At 59.9% G+C, this 20,285-nt stretch carries 31 protein-coding genes and 1 pseudogene; 18 read left to right on the forward strand and 14 right to left on the reverse strand.

All coding sequences use genetic code 11. From position 1 onward, the window contains the following. Nucleotides 1-315 precede the first annotated feature (315 nt). Nucleotides 316-867 carry a hypothetical protein gene (locus ABI660_RS18315; RefSeq protein ID WP_348070762.1) on the reverse strand — a complete coding sequence of 184 codons (552 nt, stop codon included), beginning with the start codon at nt 865-867 and terminating at the stop codon, nt 316-318. Nucleotides 868-1,272: 405 nt separating this feature from the next. On the opposite strand from ABI660_RS18315, the pseudogene ABI660_RS18320 reads away from it, so the two are divergent. The 15 genes and pseudogenes from ABI660_RS18320 to ABI660_RS18390 all read left to right on the forward strand — a co-directional run. After that, a pseudogene (locus tag ABI660_RS18320) lies at nt 1,273-1,730 on the forward strand (CoA transferase); the annotation flags it as partial. A 134-nt stretch (nt 1,731-1,864) separates the two neighbouring features. Further along, on the forward strand, nt 1,865-2,161 hold the full coding sequence (locus ABI660_RS18325; RefSeq protein ID WP_348070764.1) for a helix-turn-helix domain-containing protein: 297 nt from the start codon (nt 1,865-1,867) through the stop codon (nt 2,159-2,161). A 2-nt stretch (nt 2,162-2,163) separates the two neighbouring features. Then, nucleotides 2,164-3,450, forward strand: coding sequence for a HipA domain-containing protein (locus tag ABI660_RS18330; protein ID WP_348070766.1), 1,287 nt, complete (start codon nt 2,164-2,166; stop codon nt 3,448-3,450). 68 nt (nt 3,451-3,518) lie between these two features. Further along, complete coding sequence (locus ABI660_RS18335) at nt 3,519-4,766, forward strand: CaiB/BaiF CoA-transferase family protein (protein ID WP_348070768.1); 1,248 nt, start codon at nt 3,519-3,521, stop codon at nt 4,764-4,766. Continuing rightward, nucleotides 4,766-5,497 carry an alpha/beta hydrolase family protein gene (locus ABI660_RS18340; RefSeq protein ID WP_348070770.1) on the forward strand — a complete coding sequence of 244 codons (732 nt, stop codon included), beginning with the start codon at nt 4,766-4,768 and terminating at the stop codon, nt 5,495-5,497. Before ABI660_RS18335 ends, ABI660_RS18340 begins: the two co-directional genes overlap by 1 nt. Then, on the forward strand, nt 5,494-5,973 hold the full coding sequence (locus ABI660_RS18345; protein WP_348070772.1) for a hypothetical protein: 480 nt from the start codon (nt 5,494-5,496) through the stop codon (nt 5,971-5,973). The genes ABI660_RS18340 and ABI660_RS18345 overlap by 4 nt, the downstream gene beginning before the upstream one ends. Continuing rightward, nucleotides 5,970-6,404 carry a DUF1801 domain-containing protein gene (locus tag ABI660_RS18350; RefSeq protein WP_348070774.1) on the forward strand — a complete coding sequence of 145 codons (435 nt, stop codon included), beginning with the start codon at nt 5,970-5,972 and terminating at the stop codon, nt 6,402-6,404. The genes ABI660_RS18345 and ABI660_RS18350 overlap by 4 nt, the downstream gene beginning before the upstream one ends. Then, nucleotides 6,401-6,937, forward strand: coding sequence for a GrpB family protein (locus tag ABI660_RS18355; RefSeq protein ID WP_348070776.1), 537 nt, complete (start codon nt 6,401-6,403; stop codon nt 6,935-6,937). Before ABI660_RS18350 ends, ABI660_RS18355 begins: the two co-directional genes overlap by 4 nt. Nucleotides 6,938-7,258: 321 nt before the next feature. Next, a complete protein-coding gene (locus ABI660_RS18360; RefSeq protein WP_348070778.1) occupies nt 7,259-7,546 on the forward strand; it encodes a DUF2147 domain-containing protein in 288 nt (95 codons plus the stop codon). Between the two features lie 7 nt (nt 7,547-7,553). Then, nucleotides 7,554-7,865 carry a hypothetical protein gene (locus tag ABI660_RS18365; protein ID WP_348070780.1) on the forward strand — a complete coding sequence of 104 codons (312 nt, stop codon included), beginning with the start codon at nt 7,554-7,556 and terminating at the stop codon, nt 7,863-7,865. A gap of 40 nt (nt 7,866-7,905) precedes the next feature. Continuing rightward, nucleotides 7,906-8,502: a thioredoxin family protein gene (locus tag ABI660_RS18370; RefSeq protein WP_348070782.1), complete on the forward strand. Its 597-nt coding sequence runs from the start codon at nt 7,906-7,908 to the stop codon at nt 8,500-8,502. A 209-nt stretch (nt 8,503-8,711) separates the two neighbouring features. Next, entirely contained in the window at nt 8,712-9,077 is a 366-nt protein-coding gene (locus tag ABI660_RS18375) for a DinB family protein (RefSeq protein ID WP_348070784.1), read from the forward strand. Nucleotides 9,078-9,192: 115 nt separating this feature from the next. Further along, nucleotides 9,193-10,185, forward strand: coding sequence for a phosphate/phosphite/phosphonate ABC transporter substrate-binding protein (gene phnD / locus ABI660_RS18380; RefSeq protein ID WP_348070786.1), 993 nt, complete (start codon nt 9,193-9,195; stop codon nt 10,183-10,185). A gap of 120 nt (nt 10,186-10,305) precedes the next feature. Further along, nucleotides 10,306-10,518: a DUF1737 domain-containing protein gene (locus tag ABI660_RS18385; RefSeq protein ID WP_348070788.1), complete on the forward strand. Its 213-nt coding sequence runs from the start codon at nt 10,306-10,308 to the stop codon at nt 10,516-10,518. Next, nucleotides 10,515-11,030 (forward strand): DinB family protein, encoded by a 516-nt coding sequence (locus ABI660_RS18390; protein WP_348070790.1) that lies wholly within the window; start codon nt 10,515-10,517, stop codon nt 11,028-11,030. Before ABI660_RS18385 ends, ABI660_RS18390 begins: the two co-directional genes overlap by 4 nt. 136 nt (nt 11,031-11,166) lie before the next feature. Here the strand turns inward: ABI660_RS18390 and ABI660_RS18395 are convergent, their stop codons facing one another. Further along, a complete protein-coding gene (locus ABI660_RS18395; RefSeq protein WP_348070792.1) occupies nt 11,167-11,871 on the reverse strand; it encodes a DUF4197 domain-containing protein in 705 nt (234 codons plus the stop codon). A gap of 19 nt (nt 11,872-11,890) precedes the next feature. Here ABI660_RS18395 and ABI660_RS18400 point away from each other — a divergent pair, with 19 nt between their 5' ends. Further along, complete coding sequence (locus tag ABI660_RS18400; RefSeq protein ID WP_348070794.1) at nt 11,891-12,403, forward strand: TlpA disulfide reductase family protein; 513 nt, start codon at nt 11,891-11,893, stop codon at nt 12,401-12,403. Between the two features lie 197 nt (nt 12,404-12,600). Here the strand turns inward: ABI660_RS18400 and ABI660_RS18405 are convergent, their stop codons facing one another. Beyond that, nucleotides 12,601-13,053, reverse strand: coding sequence for a cytochrome c (locus ABI660_RS18405; RefSeq protein WP_348070796.1), 453 nt, complete (start codon nt 13,051-13,053; stop codon nt 12,601-12,603). Between the two features lie 218 nt (nt 13,054-13,271). On the opposite strand from ABI660_RS18405, the gene ABI660_RS18410 reads away from it, so the two are divergent. Further along, nucleotides 13,272-13,955 (forward strand): cytochrome b/b6 domain-containing protein, encoded by a 684-nt coding sequence (locus ABI660_RS18410; RefSeq protein WP_348070798.1) that lies wholly within the window; start codon nt 13,272-13,274, stop codon nt 13,953-13,955. Between the two features lie 57 nt (nt 13,956-14,012). Beyond that, on the forward strand, nt 14,013-14,510 hold the full coding sequence (locus ABI660_RS18415; protein WP_348070800.1) for a GNAT family N-acetyltransferase: 498 nt from the start codon (nt 14,013-14,015) through the stop codon (nt 14,508-14,510). Nucleotides 14,511-14,655: 145 nt separating this feature from the next. Here ABI660_RS18415 and ABI660_RS18420 read toward each other — a convergent pair whose 3' ends face one another. From ABI660_RS18420 to rplC, 11 genes are all read right to left on the reverse strand, one after another. Continuing rightward, nucleotides 14,656-15,162: a peroxiredoxin gene (locus tag ABI660_RS18420; protein WP_348070802.1), complete on the reverse strand. Its 507-nt coding sequence runs from the start codon at nt 15,160-15,162 to the stop codon at nt 14,656-14,658. Between the two features lie 190 nt (nt 15,163-15,352). Further along, on the reverse strand, nt 15,353-15,622 hold the full coding sequence (gene rpsQ / locus ABI660_RS18425) for a 30S ribosomal protein S17 (protein ID WP_077593718.1): 270 nt from the start codon (nt 15,620-15,622) through the stop codon (nt 15,353-15,355). After that, entirely contained in the window at nt 15,622-15,828 is a 207-nt protein-coding gene (gene rpmC, locus ABI660_RS18430; protein ID WP_348070804.1) for a 50S ribosomal protein L29, read from the reverse strand. The genes rpsQ and rpmC overlap by 1 nt, the downstream gene beginning before the upstream one ends. A gap of 12 nt (nt 15,829-15,840) precedes the next feature. After that, nucleotides 15,841-16,257 (reverse strand): 50S ribosomal protein L16, encoded by a 417-nt coding sequence (gene rplP, locus ABI660_RS18435; protein WP_348070806.1) that lies wholly within the window; start codon nt 16,255-16,257, stop codon nt 15,841-15,843. Between the two features lie 24 nt (nt 16,258-16,281). Next, nucleotides 16,282-17,202 (reverse strand): 30S ribosomal protein S3, encoded by a 921-nt coding sequence (gene rpsC / locus ABI660_RS18440; protein ID WP_348070808.1) that lies wholly within the window; start codon nt 17,200-17,202, stop codon nt 16,282-16,284. Between the two features lie 15 nt (nt 17,203-17,217). After that, a complete protein-coding gene (rplV, locus tag ABI660_RS18445) occupies nt 17,218-17,547 on the reverse strand; it encodes a 50S ribosomal protein L22 (protein ID WP_077593714.1) in 330 nt (109 codons plus the stop codon). Between the two features lie 9 nt (nt 17,548-17,556). After that, nucleotides 17,557-17,835: a 30S ribosomal protein S19 gene (rpsS, locus tag ABI660_RS18450; protein WP_077593713.1), complete on the reverse strand. Its 279-nt coding sequence runs from the start codon at nt 17,833-17,835 to the stop codon at nt 17,557-17,559. Nucleotides 17,836-17,844: 9 nt separating this feature from the next. Beyond that, a complete protein-coding gene (gene rplB / locus ABI660_RS18455; RefSeq protein ID WP_348070811.1) occupies nt 17,845-18,669 on the reverse strand; it encodes a 50S ribosomal protein L2 in 825 nt (274 codons plus the stop codon). A gap of 2 nt (nt 18,670-18,671) precedes the next feature. Next, on the reverse strand, nt 18,672-18,998 hold the full coding sequence (rplW, locus tag ABI660_RS18460) for a 50S ribosomal protein L23 (RefSeq protein WP_077593711.1): 327 nt from the start codon (nt 18,996-18,998) through the stop codon (nt 18,672-18,674). Beyond that, the gene (rplD, locus tag ABI660_RS18465; protein WP_077593710.1) at nt 18,995-19,615 is read right to left on the reverse strand and encodes a 50S ribosomal protein L4; all 621 of its coding nucleotides are present in this window, start codon (nt 19,613-19,615) and stop codon (nt 18,995-18,997) included. Before rplD ends, rplW begins: the two co-directional genes overlap by 4 nt. After that, nucleotides 19,615-20,285: 50S ribosomal protein L3 (gene rplC / locus ABI660_RS18470; RefSeq protein ID WP_348070814.1), on the reverse strand; the 671-nt coding region annotated here is incomplete at its 5' end. The genes rplC and rplD, both read right to left, overlap by 1 nt.

Genomic DNA, 20,285 nt, shown 5'->3' on the forward strand with positions numbered 1-20,285 from the left:
TGGGGTCAAAATTAGATGAAAAACCGGGGTCAAGATTCAGTGGAAATCAACATTCAGCCACCACACGCCGCCAGACTCAGGCTCAAGAAACACGTCACCCAAAACAGAAAAAATGACGGGCACGAATGGTTCTCGCAGTATCCAACTCCAGGACTCTGCGAGCTGTTTTACCGCCTCGTCAGATGGCGTGCAGGTGAGTGATGACCAACCAATAGACACGAGCGACCTAACAACGTTGAAACTGGTCGGACCGCAAAATTTCCGGCAAAACCGCCTCCTGCAGTTGTGGATCCGTGTCAAACGCCCAGTTAAGAATCATTGCCCGTCTCCAGTGAATGCGCGCAACATTGCGGCTCGGTACTCCGGATCCTTTTCGTTCAACTTCACCGTGCCGGCGCTCAAGTCGACGTTCAGGAAGAACTCTGCATAGTCTTCGGCCTTTTTCCCATGCACGAACATCTTCAGGTGAATTGGCTTTGAGCCGATGGGACGGGGGTCCGCAAATATCGAGATGGCGTCCAGCTCGACCTCATCCCGAGCGACCAAACCAGCTGTTGGGAACTGATACACCCTAGCCAGTGAACGTACGAGGTTGTCCGACGTCGTCCCAACGCGGCCAAACAAAACCACACTGGCCCAGGACTTTATGGGCGGTGGCGGAGTCATTTTTGCCTCTTCCCATTCATCCGGAATGGCGAGGCCCCACTCAACAGTTCGACCATCCAACACGCCACCGATCTTGATGATGGTGCCCCACTTCTTATCACCGTCCATGGCCGGGGCGCGAGCAAGAATAGGAAACACGATGTCGTACCAGCCTTCGACTTCGGACTGCACTGTGACTGACGGAAGATCAGGTTGAGCCATGGCCGCAGGGGAAGTCAAGAATGCGAAGACTACGGTCAACGAAGTGAAGAGGCAGCGCCATCGGAACATGATTCAACTCAAGATATGCCGCATAGCCTGCGAGACAACTTGACGACTGCGGTTTAACTTTGGCATGCAATCCTCTTAAACGACCGTCTGTACTGGTTTTGCGAGGAAATGGGACGAATTTATACAGGTATAAATCAAGGCACCAAATCCGGCAGTACTTTGCCAGCGAATTCTAGGCTGCCAGCGAGTTCTTCCCATCCTCCAATTGAAGGAGTGTCCCGTCTTTCCCCGACACCGGGCCGCTCGCTTACCCGACTCCTCTCCGTTTGGCGCGCGGGTTCAACTCTTCCCAGCTCTTCATCCAGCCGCCGTCAAAAGCAAGAGGCAAAATGCCCCATGAACTCCCTAGACGGCGTCCGCATCCTCGACCTCTCCCGCGTGCTCGCGGGCCCCTGGTGTACCCAGACCCTGGCCGACCTGGGCGCCGACGTGATCAAGATCGAGCGGCCGGGCACGGGGGATGACACACGCGCACCTGGGGGCCGACGTTTTTGCAGGACAGCACCGGGGCCGACACGGCCGAGGCGGCGTATTACCTGGGCACCAACCGCAACAAGCGCTCGCTGACCTGTGACATTGCAAAGCCCGAAGGCCTGGCGCTGATTCGCGACCTTGTCAAACACTGCGATGTGTTTGTCGAGAACTTCAAGGTGGGCGACATGGCGCGGTATGGGCTGGATTACGCCTCACTCAAAAAGCTCAATCCCAAACTCGTTTACTGCTCAGTCACCGGCTTTGGCCAGACCGGGCCGTATGCCGAACGCGCGGGGTATGACTACGCGATCCAGGGCATGGAGGGCTGAGGAGCGTGGCCGACCGGGAAGGTCGCAGGTCAGGGCCGGATGCCAGGCTTTATTAGTATTCTTTTAGGAACATTTGTATTAATATAAATGTTCTTATAAGAATATTATTTGCACATCCAAAACTGATGAAACCATTCCCTGTTTTACCGAAGATTGCTCTCAACGCCTTGGGCTCGCGCATCTCACAGGCAAGGCGCGTCCGCGAAATGACACAGACGGATCTCGCACGCGCTGCGGACCTCGGCCTGAGCACGGTGGTAGACCTTGAAGCGGGAAAACCGGGCGTGAGTGTGGGCTCTTTGGCCAAGGTCATGGAAACATTGGGGCTTTTGGCGCAGCTGGATGAGGTCTTCGACCCGCACAAAGACCCTCGGTTCACCGAGCAGGCCATCCGCAAACTACCTCAGAGGGCACGGGGCTGATCATGAGCTCGACACCCATCTGGACCTGGTTGCCTGACGCCACGGAGCCTGTGCTCACAGGGGATTTCGAGCTTGAACAGGACCGCGGTGTCGTGAGGTACGCGCCTGCGTACATGGAAACGCCCTGCGCCGTCCCGCTGGATCCTGTTGCACTGCCGTTTACCAAGCGCATCAAAGGTACTTCAGTTCAATCAAACAGTGGCATCCCTGGCGTCATTCTGGATGCTGCCCCTGCGGGCTACGGTGCTGACCGCCTGAACGCGGTGGCCAAACGGGAGCTGAACGTCCTGGAGCTATTGCAGGCAGGCTTGGCTGATGGCGCCGGAGCCATAGAAGTCTGTGCCGATATAGGGCGAAAAATGGATGCATGGCGTCCCCCCGCGATCAAAGATTTGATGGATGTGATTGCGGAGCTGGAGGACACGGCGCCCGCGAGTCGGGCAATCCGACGGCTGCTTGAAGACGAATCAACCAGCGCGGGAGGCGAAAGGCCAAAAATCACCGTTCACGATGGCGAGCGTTTATGGCTTGCAAAGATGCAAGACCGGGGCGATGTTCCTCATCTGCCGGCAAAAGAATTCGTGGTGATGGATCTCGCGCGAGAAGCCGGCCTTTCGGTTCCCCGAATCCAGCTTCTGGGCGACGAAAAGCGAAAGGTTTACCTGATCGAGCGATTTGATCGGGGGGGCAGTCCATTCAAACCCACACGAATGCACTACGCCAGCGCACACACCATCCTTGGCCTGGATGGATCAGGCGGCCACGACAACCCGCGGCGCTCTTACCTGGTGATGGCAGATATGCTCAGGCGCTGGCAACTGAAGGCCGGGCACATAGAAGACCTTCACGAGCTGTGGCGCAGGATGACGTTCAACGCTTTGGTCGGAAACACCGACGATCACCCGCGCAATCACGCATTTATTTTGTCCAAAGGCGTCTGGCGCTTGTCTCCTGCGTTCGATATCACGCCGCAGCCAAAGACGGCCGGGCTATTGAGCCTTGCATGCGACGAGTATGGAAGCCGTGAATGCACGCCGGAGCGTCTGCTGCGATCAGCGAGCCACTTCGAACTGGATATGAAAAGCGCGGTGGCTTGGCTGGCTAGCGCTGCGACCCTGATTGCAAGCGAGTGGGCAAAACGAATGTCTGCGGTGAATGTGGATGCTGATGCAATTCAATATGTTGCCCCGGCCTTCAAGCTAAGTCATGCGCTGGCCGAAAGCCCAGGCGCTATTGATCAGGCAGCTGAAGCAGCTTCCGCGAAACCCGACCGGCGACATCGGCGATAAATTCCGCGACCTTTTTCGCGCAGGCCTCTTCAGCGACCTTGAGCTAAAGCCAGAAAGCAAAATGCCCCATGAACTCCCTAGACGGCATCCGCATCCTCGACCTTTCCCGCGTGCTCGCAGGCCCCTGGTGCACCCAGACGCTGGCCGATCTGGGCGCCGACGTGATCAAGATCGAACGGCCAGGCACGGGTGACGACACGCGCACCTGGGGGCCGCCGTTTTTGCAGGACAGTGCGGGCGCGGACACGGCCGAGGCGGCTTATTACCTGGGCACCAACCGCAACAAGCGCTCGCTGACCTGCGACATTGCCAAGCCGGAAGGCCAGGCGCTAATCCGCGAACTGGTGGCGCACTGCGATGTGTTTGTCGAGAACTTCAAGGTTGGCGACATGGCGCGGTATGGGTTGGACTACGACTCGCTGAAAAAGCTCAACCCCAAACTCGTTTACTGTTCTGTCACCGGCTTCGGCCAGACCGGGCCGTATGCCGAGCGCGCGGGTTATGACTACGCCATCCAGGGCATGGGCGGGCTGATGAGTGTGACGGGCGAGCGTGACGACTTGGGCGGCGGGCCGCAGAAGGTGGGTGTGGCGGTGTCGGACCTGATGACCGGCATGTATGCCACGGTGGCAATTCTTGCTGCATTGCGCCATGCCGAGAAAACTGGCGAAGGCCAGCAGGTGGACATGGCGCTGCTGGACACGCAGGTGGCGATGCTGGCCAACCTGGGCGCCAACTACCTGGTCAGCGGCAAGGTGCCGGGCCGCGCGGGCAATGCGCACCAGAACATCGTGCCGTATCAGGTGTTTGAGGTGACGCCGGCTGCGGACGGCACGAAGGATCACTTGATCCTTGCGGTAGGCAACGACAGCCAGTATGTGAAGTTCTGCAAGGCGGCCAACATTCCCGAGCTGGGCGTGAACCCGCTGTTTGCCAAAAACCGCGACCGTGTGCGCAACCGCGCGCAGCTGGTGCCGATTCTGGAAACCGTGATGAAAACGCGCACCAAAGCCGACTGGCTGGCCGCGCTGGAGGCCGCCAAGGTGCCATGCGGCGCTATCAACAACCTGGCTGAGGTGTTTGACGACCCGCAGGTGGCGCAGCGCGGCATGGTCAGCCAGTGGCAGCACCCTGTAAAAAATGACTTGCGGCTGGTTTCCAGCCCGATCAAACTCAGTGGCACGCCAGTGCGCACGCCGGGCCACGGCGGTTTGCCGCCGCCGCTGCTGGGGCAGCACACGGATGAAGTTTTGCGCAGCGTGTTGAACTACTCTGACGCGCAACTGTCTGACCTGAAACGCAAGGAGGTGATCTGATGGCCAATTTTGTTCTTGTTCATGGCGCCTGGCACGGCGGCTGGTGCTGGCAGCGCGTCACTTCGCTCTTGCAGCAACAGGGGCACCGCGTACACGCCGTCACGCTGACGGGCCTGGGCGAGCGCGCCCACCTGCTGGCGCCTGCCATCACGCTGGACACGCACATAGACGACGTGATCAGCGCCATCGAGGTGGAAGAGCTGCACGACGTGATTCTGGCCGTGCATTCCTACGCCGGCATGATTGGCACGGCCGTGGCCGACCGGCTGGGCAAACATCTGAAGCATCTGGTGTATGTGGACGCGGTGGTGCCCAAGCCCGGCGAAAGCTGGAGCAGCACGCAGTCGGCCGCCACGCAGCAACAGCGCCTTTCCGCGGCGCAGGCGTCTACCCGCTTCAGCTTTCCGCCGCCAGACCCGGAGGTGTTTGGCCTGAAGGGTGAAGACCACGAATGGGTCAAGCGCCGGCAGACGCCGCACCCCGGCAACACTTACCAGGCGCCGCTGGACTTTGACATGAAGCGGGTGGCCGCCATACCGCGCACCTTTGTCAACTGCACGCAGCCCGCCTTGGGCACCATAGAGCCCAGCCGCCTGCGCGTGAAAGACGCCAAGTTCTGGGACGGCGCCTGGTTGCCCAACTCCAAAGTGGTGGAGATCAAAACCGGACACGACCCGATGATCAGCGAGCCTGCCGCGTTGGTAAAAATTTTGATCGATTGCGCTGTATGAGCCTGCTGCGCAGACGCGAGTTCACTGCCGCCCTGGCCGGCGGCCTGGCCTTGCCTGCGCTGGCAAAAGATACCGCGCTGCCGGTTCCCGCCTCGCTGCCTGCCGCCGCAGGCGCTGCTTCGGCGGTGGGGGAGGCCCTTGTGCTGCTGGTCAGCCTGCCGGGTTGCCCGTATTGCGAAGTGGTGCGCCGCAACTACCTGCTGCCCGCCCGGCGCGACGATAGGCTGCACGCCTGGCAACTCAACATCACCGACCGCAGCACGCCACTGGTGGGCTTTGACGGCAAAACCACCACGGCGGCCGCGCAGATTGCGGCATGGAAGGCCGGCTTTACACCAACGGTGCTGTTTCTTGGCCCGGCAGGGCAGGAGCTGGCTGAACGGCTGGTCGGCCTGGCCTCGCTCGACTTTTACGGCGCTTACCTTGACGAGCGGCTGGCGACAGCGCGCAAAACACTGGCCGGCGGGAAAACATGAACGCCTCCGCGCCGCCCTTTGCAGACCCGGCGGTGGAAGCCGTGTTCAACGCCTGCCCCGCGGCCATCAAGAAGCGCCTGCTGGCCCTGCGCGCCACGGTGTTTGAGGTAGCGGCCGGCACGCCCGGCGTGGGCCAACTGCAGGAAACCCTGAAATGGGGAGAGCCCGCCTACCTGACAACGCAGTCGAAGAGCGGAAGCACCATCCGCATGGCGCCCAGGAAGGCCAGCAGCACGCAGTACGCGCTGTACTTCAATTGCAATACCCGGCTGGTCGACACCTTCAGGACGCTGTTTCCGACGGAGTTCAGCTACGAAGGCAACCGGAGCATCGTGTTTGACACCAGCGAAGAGGTGCCGATGCAGGCGCTGGAATTTTGCATTGCCATGGCGCTGACCTACCACCGCAACAAGACAGGGGCTGGCGCATGAACGACTCTGAATCCCTGAACGAAGCCATTAACGAAGAGGTGACCCTGCAAACCTATGACGACGCTTGGCCGGCGATGTTTGTGGCTGAGCGCGACCGCCTGCTGGCGCTGTTTCCGGTGAACATCGTTGACATTGAACACATCGGCAGCACGGCAGTGCCCGGCCTGCTCGCCAAACCGGTGATTGATCTGCTGGCAGGTGTGGATTCCATGGCGGTGGCGCGCGCACTGACAGATCCGCTGCTTGAAGCGGGCTACGGTACCTCGGCCGAATTCAACGCAAAATTAACCGACCGCCAGTGGTTCATGCGCTGGGCAGACGGCCGCCGAACACACCATCTTCATGTGGTGGTTTACCGCGGCGAGGAGTGGGCCGCACGTTTGCGTTTTCGCGATGCACTGCGCGCCAGCCCCCTGCTGGCGGCGCGTTATGCAGAGCTGAAGGCCAGGCTGGTGGTGCAGCACGCGAATGACCGCGAAGCCTACACCAGCGCCAAGTCTGCGTTTGTCCGCTCGGTGCTGGACCTGCCCTGAGTCACCTCCGTCCCCTGTCATTCCGGCCTTGAGCCGGGATCCATGTAGGTGTTCTACGAGCAGTGATTCAGTGATTTGCAGCATGGATTGCGGGTCAAGCCGGTCAAGCCCGCAATGACAACTTCAGGCGCCATCCGCGCCTCTGGCTACCCCCAGAGCAACCGATGAGCCGTTGATTCGCTCTTTTTTTGATAGCTACTTGCGCCCGCTCCCATTGGGCTAGAGGCACTTTTTACTTACAAAGACGCGGCCGGCAGGTGCAAATACACTTCCAGCCCGCCACCTTCGCGGTTGGCCAGCGCCAGCCGGCCGCCCAATGCGATGAGCGGGCCCGGCGCCGAGATGGTGCCGGCCGACGCACGCCCTGCGCTGGGCATGACGCTGCTTTCGGACTTCAAACCCTCGGGTGAAGGGGAATGGAAGGGCCAGATCTACAACCGCGAAAACAGCAAGACCTACAGCGCGTTGATGACCCACCCCGCGCCGGACCAATTGGTGATTCGCGGCTACGTGGGCCTGCCGCTCTTTTGCAAGACGCAGGTCTGGCGGCGTAGCAGCGATGCGGCCAGCAGCCCCGTAGCCACCCCTGCGGCGAGCGTGCAGAAATAGGCCGGCCATGATCAATCCCCTGCTGGCCTTTCTGGCCGGACTGCTGACCATTGCAGCGCTCTGTGTGCTACCTATGCTGCCGGTGGTACTGGGTACCTCGATTGGCCAGCGCGACCGCAGCCGGCCTCTTTTTATTGCGCTGGGCTTTGAGTGGCTCAACATGCACATGAACGGCCTGCTCAACCGAATGAACACGGTGGGCAACGGCAAGCTGGGCGGCCTGGCGGCGCTGCTGCTGGGCTGCTATTCGCTGGGCGCCGCGCTGCCGATGCTGGGCATTGCCTATGGCGGCCAGTACGACAGCGCGGTGGCCGTGTAGCTTTCTGATTTCTACCCTTCGATTCAAACAGGACTTTGACATGAACCCTCTCATTTCTTCCGCTGATTCATCTCCTGCTGCGCACGGGATTGAACGCCGCACGTTTCTGGCAACGCTGCTTGCCCTGTCGGTGGGCCAGGCGGCGGCCACCGCAGCACCGAGTTTTTTTGACCGCGGCGCAGCGCCCGAGTTTTCAGGCATCGACCAATGGCTGAATTCGCAGCCGCTGACGATGGCCGGCTTGCGCGGCAAGGTGGTGCTGATCGACTTCTGGACCTACGCCTGCATCAATTGCCTGCGTACGCTGCCGCACATCAACCGCTGGGCGGCCACCTACCGCGACCAGGGGCTGGTGGTGGGTGTGCACACGCCGGAGTTTCCTTTTGAGCGCTCGACTTCGAATGTGCAGACGGCCATGCAGCGTTGTGGTGTGAAGCACCCGGTGGCGCAGGACAACAGCTACCGCACATGGAAGGCCTACAACAACAAGTACTGGCCCGCCACCTACCTGGTGGATGCCAACGGGCGCATCCAGTACCAGCATTTCGGCGAGGGGCAATACGCGCAGACCGAAGCGGCCATCCGGGCCATCCGGGCCTTGCTGGCCACGGCGGCCAAGCCCGGCCCGCGTTCCTGATCCGAAGCCGGTGGCTGCTGTGATTCCGTGCTCACGTACGCCCGTGTTGGAATTTTTTATGCAAAAACAGGCTCCAGCCCTTGGTACATGGGCACAAGCAGCTATAAAAATGTAGCGCAACAGAACCCGAACCTTGGCCGACACAAGGCAGGCTATAAACAGGTCCAGCCCTCATTTCTGTCCCTTGCCTGCAACTGCCGGAACAAGCCATGTCTGCCCCCGGAAACATCCGCATGCTGACGCGTTACGCCGCCTGGGCCAATACGCGTCTCGTCGAGGCCATGGCCAGCCTTCCCGAAGGCCAGGCCACCGCGCAGCGAGCCACCGGCTTCGGCAACATGGCGAACACGCTTAACCATGCCTACGTGGTGGACCTCATCTGGAAAGCGCACCTGGAAGACAAGCCGCTCCGCACGGCCGCCGACCATGAACCTGCCCGTGTTCCTGCGAGATGTTCCACCCGCTTTTTGAACGCTGCCTGCCTGCCGAACCGCGCCATTTGCGGCTTCCAGCGTGATTACTTCACGGCTTGGCCAGGTCACTGTTACTTTCATGACAAAGCGCAAAGGAATTGAATGTAACAAAAGGTAGGCAGCCGGGGCTTTTCATGCACACTGATCTGGTGGGCGAAAGTTTCCGCTCCGGTGCAGGGTACCGACCCTGCGTTACTCAACACTTCAAGGAATCTTCATGAAAATTCGCATGTACTGCGGGGCAGCGCTCTCAGGCGCAGCTTTTATCCTCGCCCCGGTGGCAGCCCAAACCGATGGCAGCGGCACCCCACGAACCAAAGCTGCGGCCAAGGCGGCAGCGGCAGCACCTGCCTATAGCGGGCCACGGGAAAAGCTGGTGGTGGCCATGCCCAAAACCTACGGCAAAAGCGAAACCATGGCGCTCTGGGGCGACTACTTCAGCCACCTGTCGCGCTGCGGAAACATCGATCTGCAAAATGCCCAGGGCGAATCGCTAGACAAGACAACCAACGTCGACATCCTCGGTGAAAAGGAGCTGATCGAGGCCGTCTCCACCGGCAAGGCCCAGCTCGCCCAGGTCAACCCCGGTCTGGCTGCCCAACTGGTGACCGCCGGCCAGCCCGCACCGTTTGGCGTTCCTGGCAACAAGGCCACCGGCCTGCGCAACTCCTACAAGCTGATCCTGGTCACCCGCATCGACAGCCCGTACAGGGAACCGAAAGACCTGATCGGCAAAAAGATCGCGCACACCACGCCCACTTCCAACTCTGGCAACCTGGCGCCGCGCGCGCTGTTTCCGGCGCTGGGCCTGACGCCCGACAAGGACTACGAGGTGGTGTTCTCCAATGGGCATGAGCGCTCTGTCACCGGCGTGATGCACGGTTTTTACCCTGCCGCTGCCGTGGCGAGCGATCTGTACCAGCGCATGATCGTCAAGGGCGACGTCAAGGGCTCGAGCATCCGCACGATCTGGGAAAGCCCGCCCTTCATGACCGAAACCTGGACCATGAGCAAGGATGTCTCGCCCGAGCTGCAGGCACGCGTGAAGAAGTGTTCTTACAGCTACAACTTCTCGCCGACCCTGAAGAAGCAGCTGCCGGGCAACGACACCTTCCTGCCGATCAGCTTCGAACGCGACTTCGCCACGGTGATGGAGGTTTACCGCAAGACGCAGCAGGCAAAAGCTGCAGCGCCGGCGCCAGCCAAGTAAATTGTTCAGCCAGGGCGGCGCGTGGGCCTTGCGGTCCGCGCGCCGCTTTTTTTTGGGGGGCCTACAGATCACAGGCGAAGAGGGTAATATCCCCCTCCGCCCATTTTGTCTGTTGCAGCCATGACATCGTCCGCCAACACGCCGCCCGACGGCCTCCCGATTTACCGGCTCCTCACCGGCCCTGACGACGCGAGTTTTTGCCGCCGGGTCAGCGAAACCCTTGCGCAGGGTTACCGGCTTTACGGCTCTCCGGCCGCCACGTTCAACGGTGAGAACGTCATCGTCGCGCAAGCGGTGGTGTGGCCTTCCGTTATGGAGAAAGGCCCCCCATGAACCCGGCTACCCTTCAGGCACTCGCGGAGTTTCCACGCCAGCTGGCGCATTTCTACGAAGCCGTTCCGCACGCTTACCGGCACTGGGCGCCAGATTCGTGGGACGGCATTCCGAGCGAAACCTTCACGGCGATCGGGCAGCTGTGCCATGTTCGCGACATCGAGATTGACGGTTACCACGTTCGCCTGGAACGCATGCTGCATGAAAACGAACCAGTGCTGGCGTCGCTCGATGGTTATTTGCTGGCCAAGCAACGCAACTATCAAAGCGCCAGCGCGGCGGAGGTGTTGCCTGCCTTTGCAGCAGCACGCACCAAAACCTTGCGGATCATTTCAGCCCTGACGCCGGTCGATCTGGACCGGCGGTCGGTGTTCGAGGGCTACGGTGAGCTCACGCTGCGCAGCCTGGTGCACTACCTGTGCAGCCACGACCAGCAGCACCTTGCTGGCTTGCAGTGGTTGCTGGGAAAAATTGATGCGTCCCGCGTTGCGGCCCCAGGCAGCAGCTTGTAACACCGCATCCTCGGGCCAGACCAACATCGGTGGACCAATTTCACTAGCAGGGGCCGCGGGACTGCTCCGCCAGCCCGCAGGCGCCGCCCCCTCGAGGGGGGAACAGGCTACACGCAGTGAGCCTGGACGGGGGTGCTTACTTCATACTGCCAAAAACCTTTTTGAGAATCGCGCTACCGGTACCCACCGGGTCCTGGCGAATCTTCTTTTCTTCGTCGCCGATGATGAGATAAAGCCCATCCAGCGTCTTGCCGGTGACGTACTGCTGGATATTGGCGTCTTCTTTCTTGACCAGTCCAAAACCGGCGGCCTTGCCGGCGAACTCGTTGTATTTTTTGGCCAGGCCCACCTTGGCGGTGGCCGTCGTCACCACGGGCAGGAATTTCACGCCCAGAGGCGTGCGGGTTTTTTCTGCAAAAAAGTTGGTGACCGAGGTTTCACCGCCCTGCAGGATGTTCTTGGCATCGTTCACATTCATGGACCGCACGGCGCTGACCAGCAGGTCCTTGCCCATGGGCACGGCAGCTTCGGCGGCACGGTTGATGGAGGTGACCAGTTCGTCGATGCGTTTGCTCTGCCCGAAGTTTCTCAACAATTTCGATGCATCTTCGAGATAACCGGGCAAAGGAATGCGAACTTTCTGGTTGCCGAGGAATCCATCTGTCTTGCCCAGCAGGGCCACGGCCGCCAAAGCGCCTTTTTCAAGGGCGGTTTTCAGGCCACTGGACGCTTCGGCATTGGTCAGGTCGCCAAGCGACAGGGCCTGCGCCTGCTGGTAGGTGGCCACAATCAACATGCCCAGCGCGCTGAGACCGGCCTGGTTAAAATTGCGACGTTTCATGATGAGAGCCTTTACAAATATGAGTCCAGTTTCAAGCGCAGTATGCCGGATGGTTCTGGCCTCGGCATTGGCCCTGGGCTCGCTCGCCGCCCTGTCCGGCTGCGGTGGCGCCCAGGTCGCGCCCGAATCCACCTTTGTACTGCTTAACGGCAGCAAGCAGAGTACCGCCGACATGAAGGGCAAGGTCACGCTGGTCAACTTCTGGGCGACGAGCTGCGTCACCTGTGTGGCAGAGATGCCGAAAATCATTTCCACCTACGACAAGTACAAGAGCCAGGGCTACGACACCATGGCGGTGGCCATGAGCTACGACCCGCCGAGTTATGTCGTGAACTACGCCGAGACGCGCAAGCTGCCGTTCAATGTCGCCATCGACAACACCGGTGCCGTGGCCAAGGCCTGGGGCGATGTGCAGCTCACGCCGACCACCTACCTGGTGAACAAGCGCGGTGAAATTGTCAAACAGTATGTAGGCGAGCCTGATTTTGCAGCACTGCACCAGTTGATTGAAAAGCTGCTGGCCGAAACCTGATCCCGGCAGCCTCTTCCCAAACGCTTATAAAAAAGGCCGACTCCACAAGGAGCCGGCCTTTTTTTACGCTTACCGAAGGCGTTTCGAGCTAGCGTCTTGAATCAAGCAGGGGCCGCGATCCGGCTTTGCCGGGCGCAAGGCGCCTGTCCCCTCGGGGGGGGGGAGGAAGCTACACGCAGTGAGCTTCAACAGGGGGGTTACTGATTCCTGTATGCGTCGTGGCAAGCCTTGCAAGTGCCGGCTGTTGCGGCAAAAGCGGTCTTCAGGCTATCGAGGTTTCCGGTCTTGGCTGCAGCGGCCAGCTTGGCGGATTCGGCCATCAGCTTCTCGTTATTTTCCTTGAACTTGGCCTGCTCGGTCCAGATTTCAGGCTTGGCTTTGGTGTTGCCTTTGTCGGTGCCCGGCATGAAACCGGCCCACGGCAGCTTGGCCATGTCGGCAACGACATCGGCATTGTCCGCTGCCACCTTGGCATCGAAGGGAATGCGGCCATTGGCCATGGCCCCGAGACGGCCGAAATGTTGGCCCATCACAAACAACGCGCTCTGCCGGTATTTGATGGCGTCTTCGGGCTTGGCAAATTGCGCAGAAGCCGGAGCGGACAGGGCGAGCAGGGCTGCTGCTGTGGCAATACAGGCGAAAATTTTCATTTTTTTCCTCATGGTGTTTTACTTGGTGGTTGTACTGACGATTGGCAGCGCTTCCCGATAGACTGCCCTTCAGGGAGCCTGCCCCTTGAAGCAAAGTTCCGCTGGAACTTATGTACTAGGGTAAGCACCAAGTGAAAGGGTCGCCGGGCGTTGATGCAATCGCACGAAACATACCATGGCCGCATGACCGCAACAAAACGGCATAACAAGAGGGAGAAATGATGAGTTCATCCATTCACAAGGTTCGCGTCTGGGACCTGCCCACACGGCTTTTTCACTGGGCACTGGTTGCCGCTGTGATTGGGCTGGCGATCACCGGCACGGTAGGCGGCAATGCCATGGTCTGGCACTTTCGCTTTGGCTATACGGTGCTGACGCTGCTGCTGTTCCGCATTGTCTGGGGTCTGGTGGGGGGACGCTGGTCCCGTTTTGGTGCGTTCATCTATTCACCGCAAAGCGTCATCAACTATCTCAAAGGCAGGAGCAAGCCCGAGCACGGTGTCGGCCACAGCCCAATCGGCGCCGGCTCGGTGTTTGCCATGCTGGGGTTCCTGTTGGCCCAGGTCGGCACCGGCTTGCTCAGCGACGACGAAATCGCCTTCTCGGGTCCGCTGACACGGTTTGTCTCCAACGCCACCGTCGGGCTGGCGACCAACTATCACAAGAACATCGGCAAATGGATCCTGCTGGCTCTGGTGGTGCTGCACATCCTGGCCATCGTGTTCTACCTGCGGCGCAAACACAATCTGGTGGGCGCCATGCTGCATGGCGACAAGGAGCTGGTGACAGCCGCGCCCGCTTCGCGCGACGATACGGTCTCCCGCCTGGCAGCATTGGTGGTGCTGGGCGCCTGCGCGGCCACCGTCTACTGGGTCAGCAGCCTGGGGGCGGCGGCCTTCTGACCGGCCGGCCAGCCCCGCGGAAAAGCCGATACACTGGGCTTGACGTCTACCGCGCCCATGACTGCTTCTCCTCCCACGATCGAGTTCATCACGCCGGCCACACCGGCACAGCTGGACGCCACGCGCGCGATTTTCCGAGAATACGCTGAACAGCTGGGCGTTGACTTGTGCTTCCAGAACTTCCACGAAGAACTCATCAACATGCCGGGTGAGTATGCGACGCCGCAGGGCTGCCTGATCCTGGCCCTGGTTGACGGCGAGATTGCCGGCTGCTGCGCCATGCGTTCGCTGGACGCCGTTGACTACCCGAATGCCTGCGAAATGAAGCGCCTGTATGTGCGTAACGGTTTTCGACGCCTGGGCTTGGGGCGGCAGTTGGCCGAGGAGGTGCTCAACGCCGCGCGCGTGGCGGGCTATCACAGCCTGCTGCTCGACACCCTCAACGACATGGAGGCTGCCCGGGCGCTGTACGAAGACCTGGGCTTCAAGGACATTCCGCCCTATTACCACAACCCGATAGCGGGCGCTCACTATCTGAAGGTGGATTTATTGTGAAATCAGGCCGCAGCCCTTATAACACGGGCGCTGACAGCTTCATTTTTCATAGCGCGCGACGGGTTTTTCAGGTTCGCCAGAAAATACAAAAAAGCCGCGAGTCGTTCGACCAGCGGCTTTTTTTGAGGCCAGCGCGCGTTCGGCTTCAGCCCTTGGCTTGTGCCAGCAAGGTGGCGGCGTCGCTCACTTCAAACTTGCCCGGACCTTCCACATTCAGGGCGGCAACCTTGCCGTCCTTGACCAGCATCGAGTAGCGGTTGCTGCGCAAGCCCATGCCGCGTGCAGTCAGGTCCAGCGTCAGACCGGTGGCCTTGGCAAAGTCGGCGCTGCCGTCGGCCAGCATGCGGACCTTGGCACCGGTCTTCTGGTCGCGCGCCCAGGCGCCCATAACAAAGGCGTCGTTGACGCTGACGCACCAGATCTCGTCAACACCGGCGGCCTTGAGTTCCTCGGCCTTCTCGACATAACCCGGCACATGTTTGGCGGAACAGGTCGGCGTATAAGCGCCTGGCAATCCGAACAGCGCAATGGTTTTGCCGGTCGAAGCCTTGGTGACATCAACAGGGTTGGGACCGATGCTGCAGCCGTTGCCTTCAACTTCCGAAAATTCCATCAGCGTGGCTGCGGGAAGGGTGTCGCCTACTTTGATCATGGTGTCTCCTTGAGAGGGGTGGGAATGAAAACGTCAGCTGCCATTTTCATCGATTCCGGCAAAATCGTGCGCCGGTCGGGCAAAGGCCTGAAAGACATCGCGGTGACTGGCACGAGACGGCTGGAGCCGAAAACAAAAACGGCCCACATCGTGAGCCGTTTTTTTGACTTGAGGCCTGGACCTGCAAGACTTAGACGATCGCAGCCTTTTCCAGCAACTTGGTCACAACCCAGTTCTTGGTCTTGGAGATCGGGCGGCTTTCGGTGATCTCGATCAGGTCGCCGGTCTTGTACTCGCCTTTTTCGTCGTGGGCGTGGTACTTGCTCGACAGGGACACAATCTTGCCGTAAAGCTCGTGCTTGACACGACGCTCAACCAGCACGGTCACCGTCTTCGCGCGCTTGTCACTGACCACACGGCCAACCAGGGTGCGTTTGAGGGATTTTTTAGCTTCCGTCATTATTTCGCTCCTTGCTTGACGATGGTCTCGGCCAGGATGGTTTTGGCACGAGCGATGTCACGGCGCGCGGAACGCAGCGTGGCGGTGTTGGTGAGTTGTTGCGTGGCTTTTTGCATGCGCAGGCCAAAGTGGGCTTTTTGCAGCTCTTTGACTTCGGTTTTCAGGCCGGCAACGTCTTTTTGGCGCAGTTCAGTAGATTTGGTCATGGTCATTTCCCCTTACTGGCCAATCATGCGGCTGACGAACGTGGTGCGCAGCGGCAGCTTGGCCGATGCCAGGCGGAACGCTTCGCGTGCCAGTTCCTCGGACACGCCGACGATTTCAAACACAATCTTGCCGGGCTGGATTTCAGCCACGTAGTACTCTGGGTTACCTTTACCGTTACCCATACGCACTTCAGCAGGCTTTTGGGAAATCGGCTTGTCCGGGAAGACACGGATCCAGATACGGCCGCCACGTTTGACGTGACGGGAAATCGCACGACGTGCGGCTTCGATTTGACGAGCAGTGAGACGACCGCGGTCGGTACACTTCAGACCGAAATCACCGAACGCCACAGAGTTACCTCGTGTGGCGATGCCGGTGTTGCGGCCTTTTTGCTCTTTGCGATATTTTCTGCGAGCGGGTTGCAGCATTTGTATTCTCCGTAGTTAGACCGATTACTCGGTCTTGGCACCGTCAGCTGCTGCAGCTGGCGCGGCTTTGCGGACGCGCTTAACGGTGGTTTTCGGGGCCTCGCTACCAGGGGTAGCTTCAGCCGGTTTGTCGCTGCCATCTGCAGGGGCCGTGTTCACGCCACCGACGGGGCCACGCGCTGGGCGTGCGGCTCCACGGGGTGCTGCACCGCCACGGTCTGGGCGGTCACCCGGACGTGCATCACGGCGCGGGCCGCGCGGCTTGCGTTCTTCGTCCGACGGAGCGGCATCCAGGCGGGCGCCCGGCGAGTCGCCGCGGCCCAGGGTATCGCCCTTGTAGACCCAGACCTTGACGCCGATCACACCGTAGGTGGTCTTGGCTTCAGAGGTGCCGTAGTCGATGTCGGCGCGCAGGGTGTGGAGGGGCACGCGACCTTCGCGGTACCACTCGCAACGAGCGATTTCAATGCCGTTCAAGCGGCCGGACGACATGATCTTGATGCCCAGGGCACCCAGACGCATGGCGTTTTGCATGGCGCGCTTCATTGCACGGCGGAACATGATGCGTTTTTCAAGCTGCTGGGTGATGCTGTCAGCGATCAGCTTGGCATCAATTTCAGGCTTGCGAACTTCTTCGATGTTCACGGCGACCGGCACGCCCAGCTGGCGGCTCAGTTCTTTCTTGAGGTTCTCGATGTCCTCGCCTTTTTTGCCGATCACGACGCCCGGACGCGCCGAGTAAATCGTGATGCGGGCATTTTTGGCAGGGCGCTCGATGAGAACGCGCGACACCGCGGCGTTCTTCAGCTTGGCTTTCAGGTACTCGCGAACCCTGATGTCTTCTGCCAGCATGCCGGCGAAGTCCTTGTTGCTCGCGTACCAGCGACTGGACCAGTTACGGCTGATGGCGAGGCGGAACCCGGTTGGGTTGATTTTTTGTCCCATATCCTGTCTGCCTTCTTAATTGCCAACCACAACGTACACATGGCACGTGGGCTTGCTGATACGGTTGCCGCGGCCTTTGGCGCGCGCCGAGAAACGCTTGAGCGTGGTGCCTTGCTCGACGTAGATGGTTTTCACCTTCAACTCGTCGATGTCGGCGCCATCGTTGTGTTCAGCGTTGGCGATGGCGGACTCCACAACCTTCTTGATGATTCCAGCAGCTTTTTTCTGCGTGAAATTCAGGATGTTGAGCGCTTGATCCACTTTCTTGCCGCGGATCAGGTCAGCGACCAGACGGCCTTTGTCGACCGACAGACGAACGCCCCGGAGGGTTGCACGTGTTTCCATGGTCTTTCCTTACTTTCTCACAACTTTTTTGTCAGCCGGATGACCTTTGAAAGTCCGGGTGAGTGCGAACTCGCCCAGCTTGTGGCCAACCATTTGATCGGTGATGTAGACGGGGACGTGCTGCTTGCCGTTGTGCACGGCGATGGTCAGGCCGATGAACTCGGGCAGGATCATGGAGCGGCGCGACCAGGTCTTGATCGGCTTTTTGTCTTTGTTGGTAACGGCTTTATCAGCCTTGGCTACCAGGTGCTGGTCGACAAAGGGACCTTTTTTGAGTGAACGTGTCATTTCCTGGCCTTACTTCTTGCGACGCGAAACAATCATCACTTGCGTGCGCTTGTTGTTGCGGGTGCGGTAGCCTTTGGTCAGGTTACCCCATGGATCGACAGGATGGCGGCCTTCGCCGGTCTTGCCTTCACCACCGCCGTGTGGGTGGTCGACCGGGTTCATCACCACACCGCGAACGGTTGGGCGAATACCCATCCAGCGCTTCACGCCGGCCTTGCCGAGACGGCGCAGGCTGTGTTCTTCGTTGGCGACCTCGCCAATCGTGGCGCGGCATTCAATGTGAATCTTGCGGACCTCGCCGGAGCGCATGCGCACCTGGGCGTAAGTGCCTTCACGAGCCAGCAGCGTCGCCGATGTGCCGGCCGAACGTGCAATCTGCGCGCCCTTGCCGATTTGCATCTCGATGCAGTGAATCGTCGAGCCCACCGGAATGTTGCGGATTGGCAGGGTGTTGCCAACGCGGATCGGGGCCTCGGCACCGCTAACCAGCGTGGCGCCAACTTCAAGGCCACGCGGGGCAATGATGTAAGCACGCTCGCCATCGGCGTAGCAGATCAGCGCAATGTGGGCCGTGCGGTTGGGATCGTACTCGATACGTTCGACCTTGGCCGGAATGGCGTCCTTGTTGCGCTTGAAGTCAACGACGCGATAGTGGTGCTTGTGACCGCCGCCTTTGTGGCGCGTCGTGATGTGCCCGTTGTTGTTACGGCCAGCCTTCTGGAATTGTGGCTCCAGCAGCGGCGCGTAAGGATCACCCTTGTGCAGGTGATCCCGGGAGATCTTCACCATCCCGCGCATGCCGGGGGAGGTGGGTTTCATTTTGATGACAGCCATGATTACGCAGCCTCCCCACCGATGTTCAGCTCTTGGCCAGGCTTCAGCGTCACATAGGCCTTGCGAATGTTGTCGCGGCGACCAGTGGATTTGCCAAAACGCTTGGTTTTGCCTTTTTGGTTGAGTACAGAAACGGCCTTGACGTCCACCTTGAACATCAATTCCACAGCGGCCTTGATTTCAGGTTTGGTAGCGTCTTGCAGGACCTTGAACAGCACGGCGTTGGATTTATCCGCAACCATGGTGGCCTTTTCAGACACGATGGGGGCGACCAGCACCTGCATCAGGCGGCCTTCGTCAAATTTTGGTTTGGTGTTCACGGCGCTCATGCAAACATCTCCTTGAGTTTGTCCATGGCGGCCTTGGTGACCAGAACCTTTTTGTAGTGAACCAGCGACAGCGGATCCGCGTAGCGGGGTTCGACCACAAGGATGTTCACCAGATTGCGTGAAGCCAGGTACAGGTTTTCATCAACCTCGTCAGCGATGACCAGCACCGATTTGAGGTTCATTGCCTTGAACTTGTCGGCCAGGACTTTCGTCTTGGGCGAGTCCACGGTCAGGGAATCAACCACAGCCAGGCGGCCTTCACGGGCCAGCTGGGAGAAGATGGAGGCCATGCCGGCACGGTACATCTTCTTGTTGATTTTCTGCGTGAAGTTTTCGTCAGGCATGTTCGGGAAAATACGACCGCCTCCGCGCCACAGCGGGGAAGAAGTCATACCGGCGCGAGCGCGGCCAGTGCCTTTCTGTTTGAAAGGTTTCTTGGTCGAGTGCTTGACCTGCTCACGGTCTTTCTGGGCACGGGTTCCCTGGCGGGCATTGGCCTGGAAGGCCACGACCACCTGGTGAATCAGGCTTTCGTTGTATTCGCGACCAAATACGGTATCAGGCACGTCCACTTTGGACGAAGCCAGACCCTGGTCATTCAGGAGTTCGACCTGCATCAGTTCGCTCCTTTGGCAGCTGCTACTGGTTTGGCTTTGATCGCGGCGCGAACCGTGACAAAACCGCCTTTGGAACCAGGCACAGCGCCGCGAATCATCAGCAGCTGACGGGCTTCGTCAATGCGCACGATGTCGAGGTTTTGCGTGGTCTTGGTGACGTCACCGAGGTGGCCCGTCATGCGTTTACCGGGAAACACACGACCAGGATCCTGCGCCATGCCGATGGAGCCGGGCACGTTGTGCGAACGGCTGTTACCGTGCGACGCGCGCTGCGAGCTCATCTTGTGACGCTTGATGGTGCCGGCAAAGCCTTTACCAATGGAAGTGCCCTGCACATCCACCTTTTGGCCAACCGCAAACACTTCAGCGGCGGGCACAACAGCACCAGCGGCATATTTGCCTGCGACGTCAGCCGTCACGCGGAATTCTTTCAGGATTTCACCGGCTTCAACGCCTGCTTTCGCAAGGTGGCCAGCGGCCGGCTTGGTGATGCGCGACGCTTTGCGCGCACCAAATGCCACTTGCAGGGCATCGTAGCCGTCATTTGCTTCGGTTTTAACCTGGGTCACGCGGTTGTTAGACACATCTACCACTGTGACAGGAACGGTATCCCCATCATCAGTGAACAGACGCATCATGCCCACCTTGCGGCCCAGCAACCCGAGGGAGT

Origin of the sequence: Polaromonas sp., from assembly GCF_039930745.1 — a bacterium.
GTDB lineage: Bacteria > Pseudomonadota > Gammaproteobacteria > Burkholderiales > Burkholderiaceae_C > Polaromonas.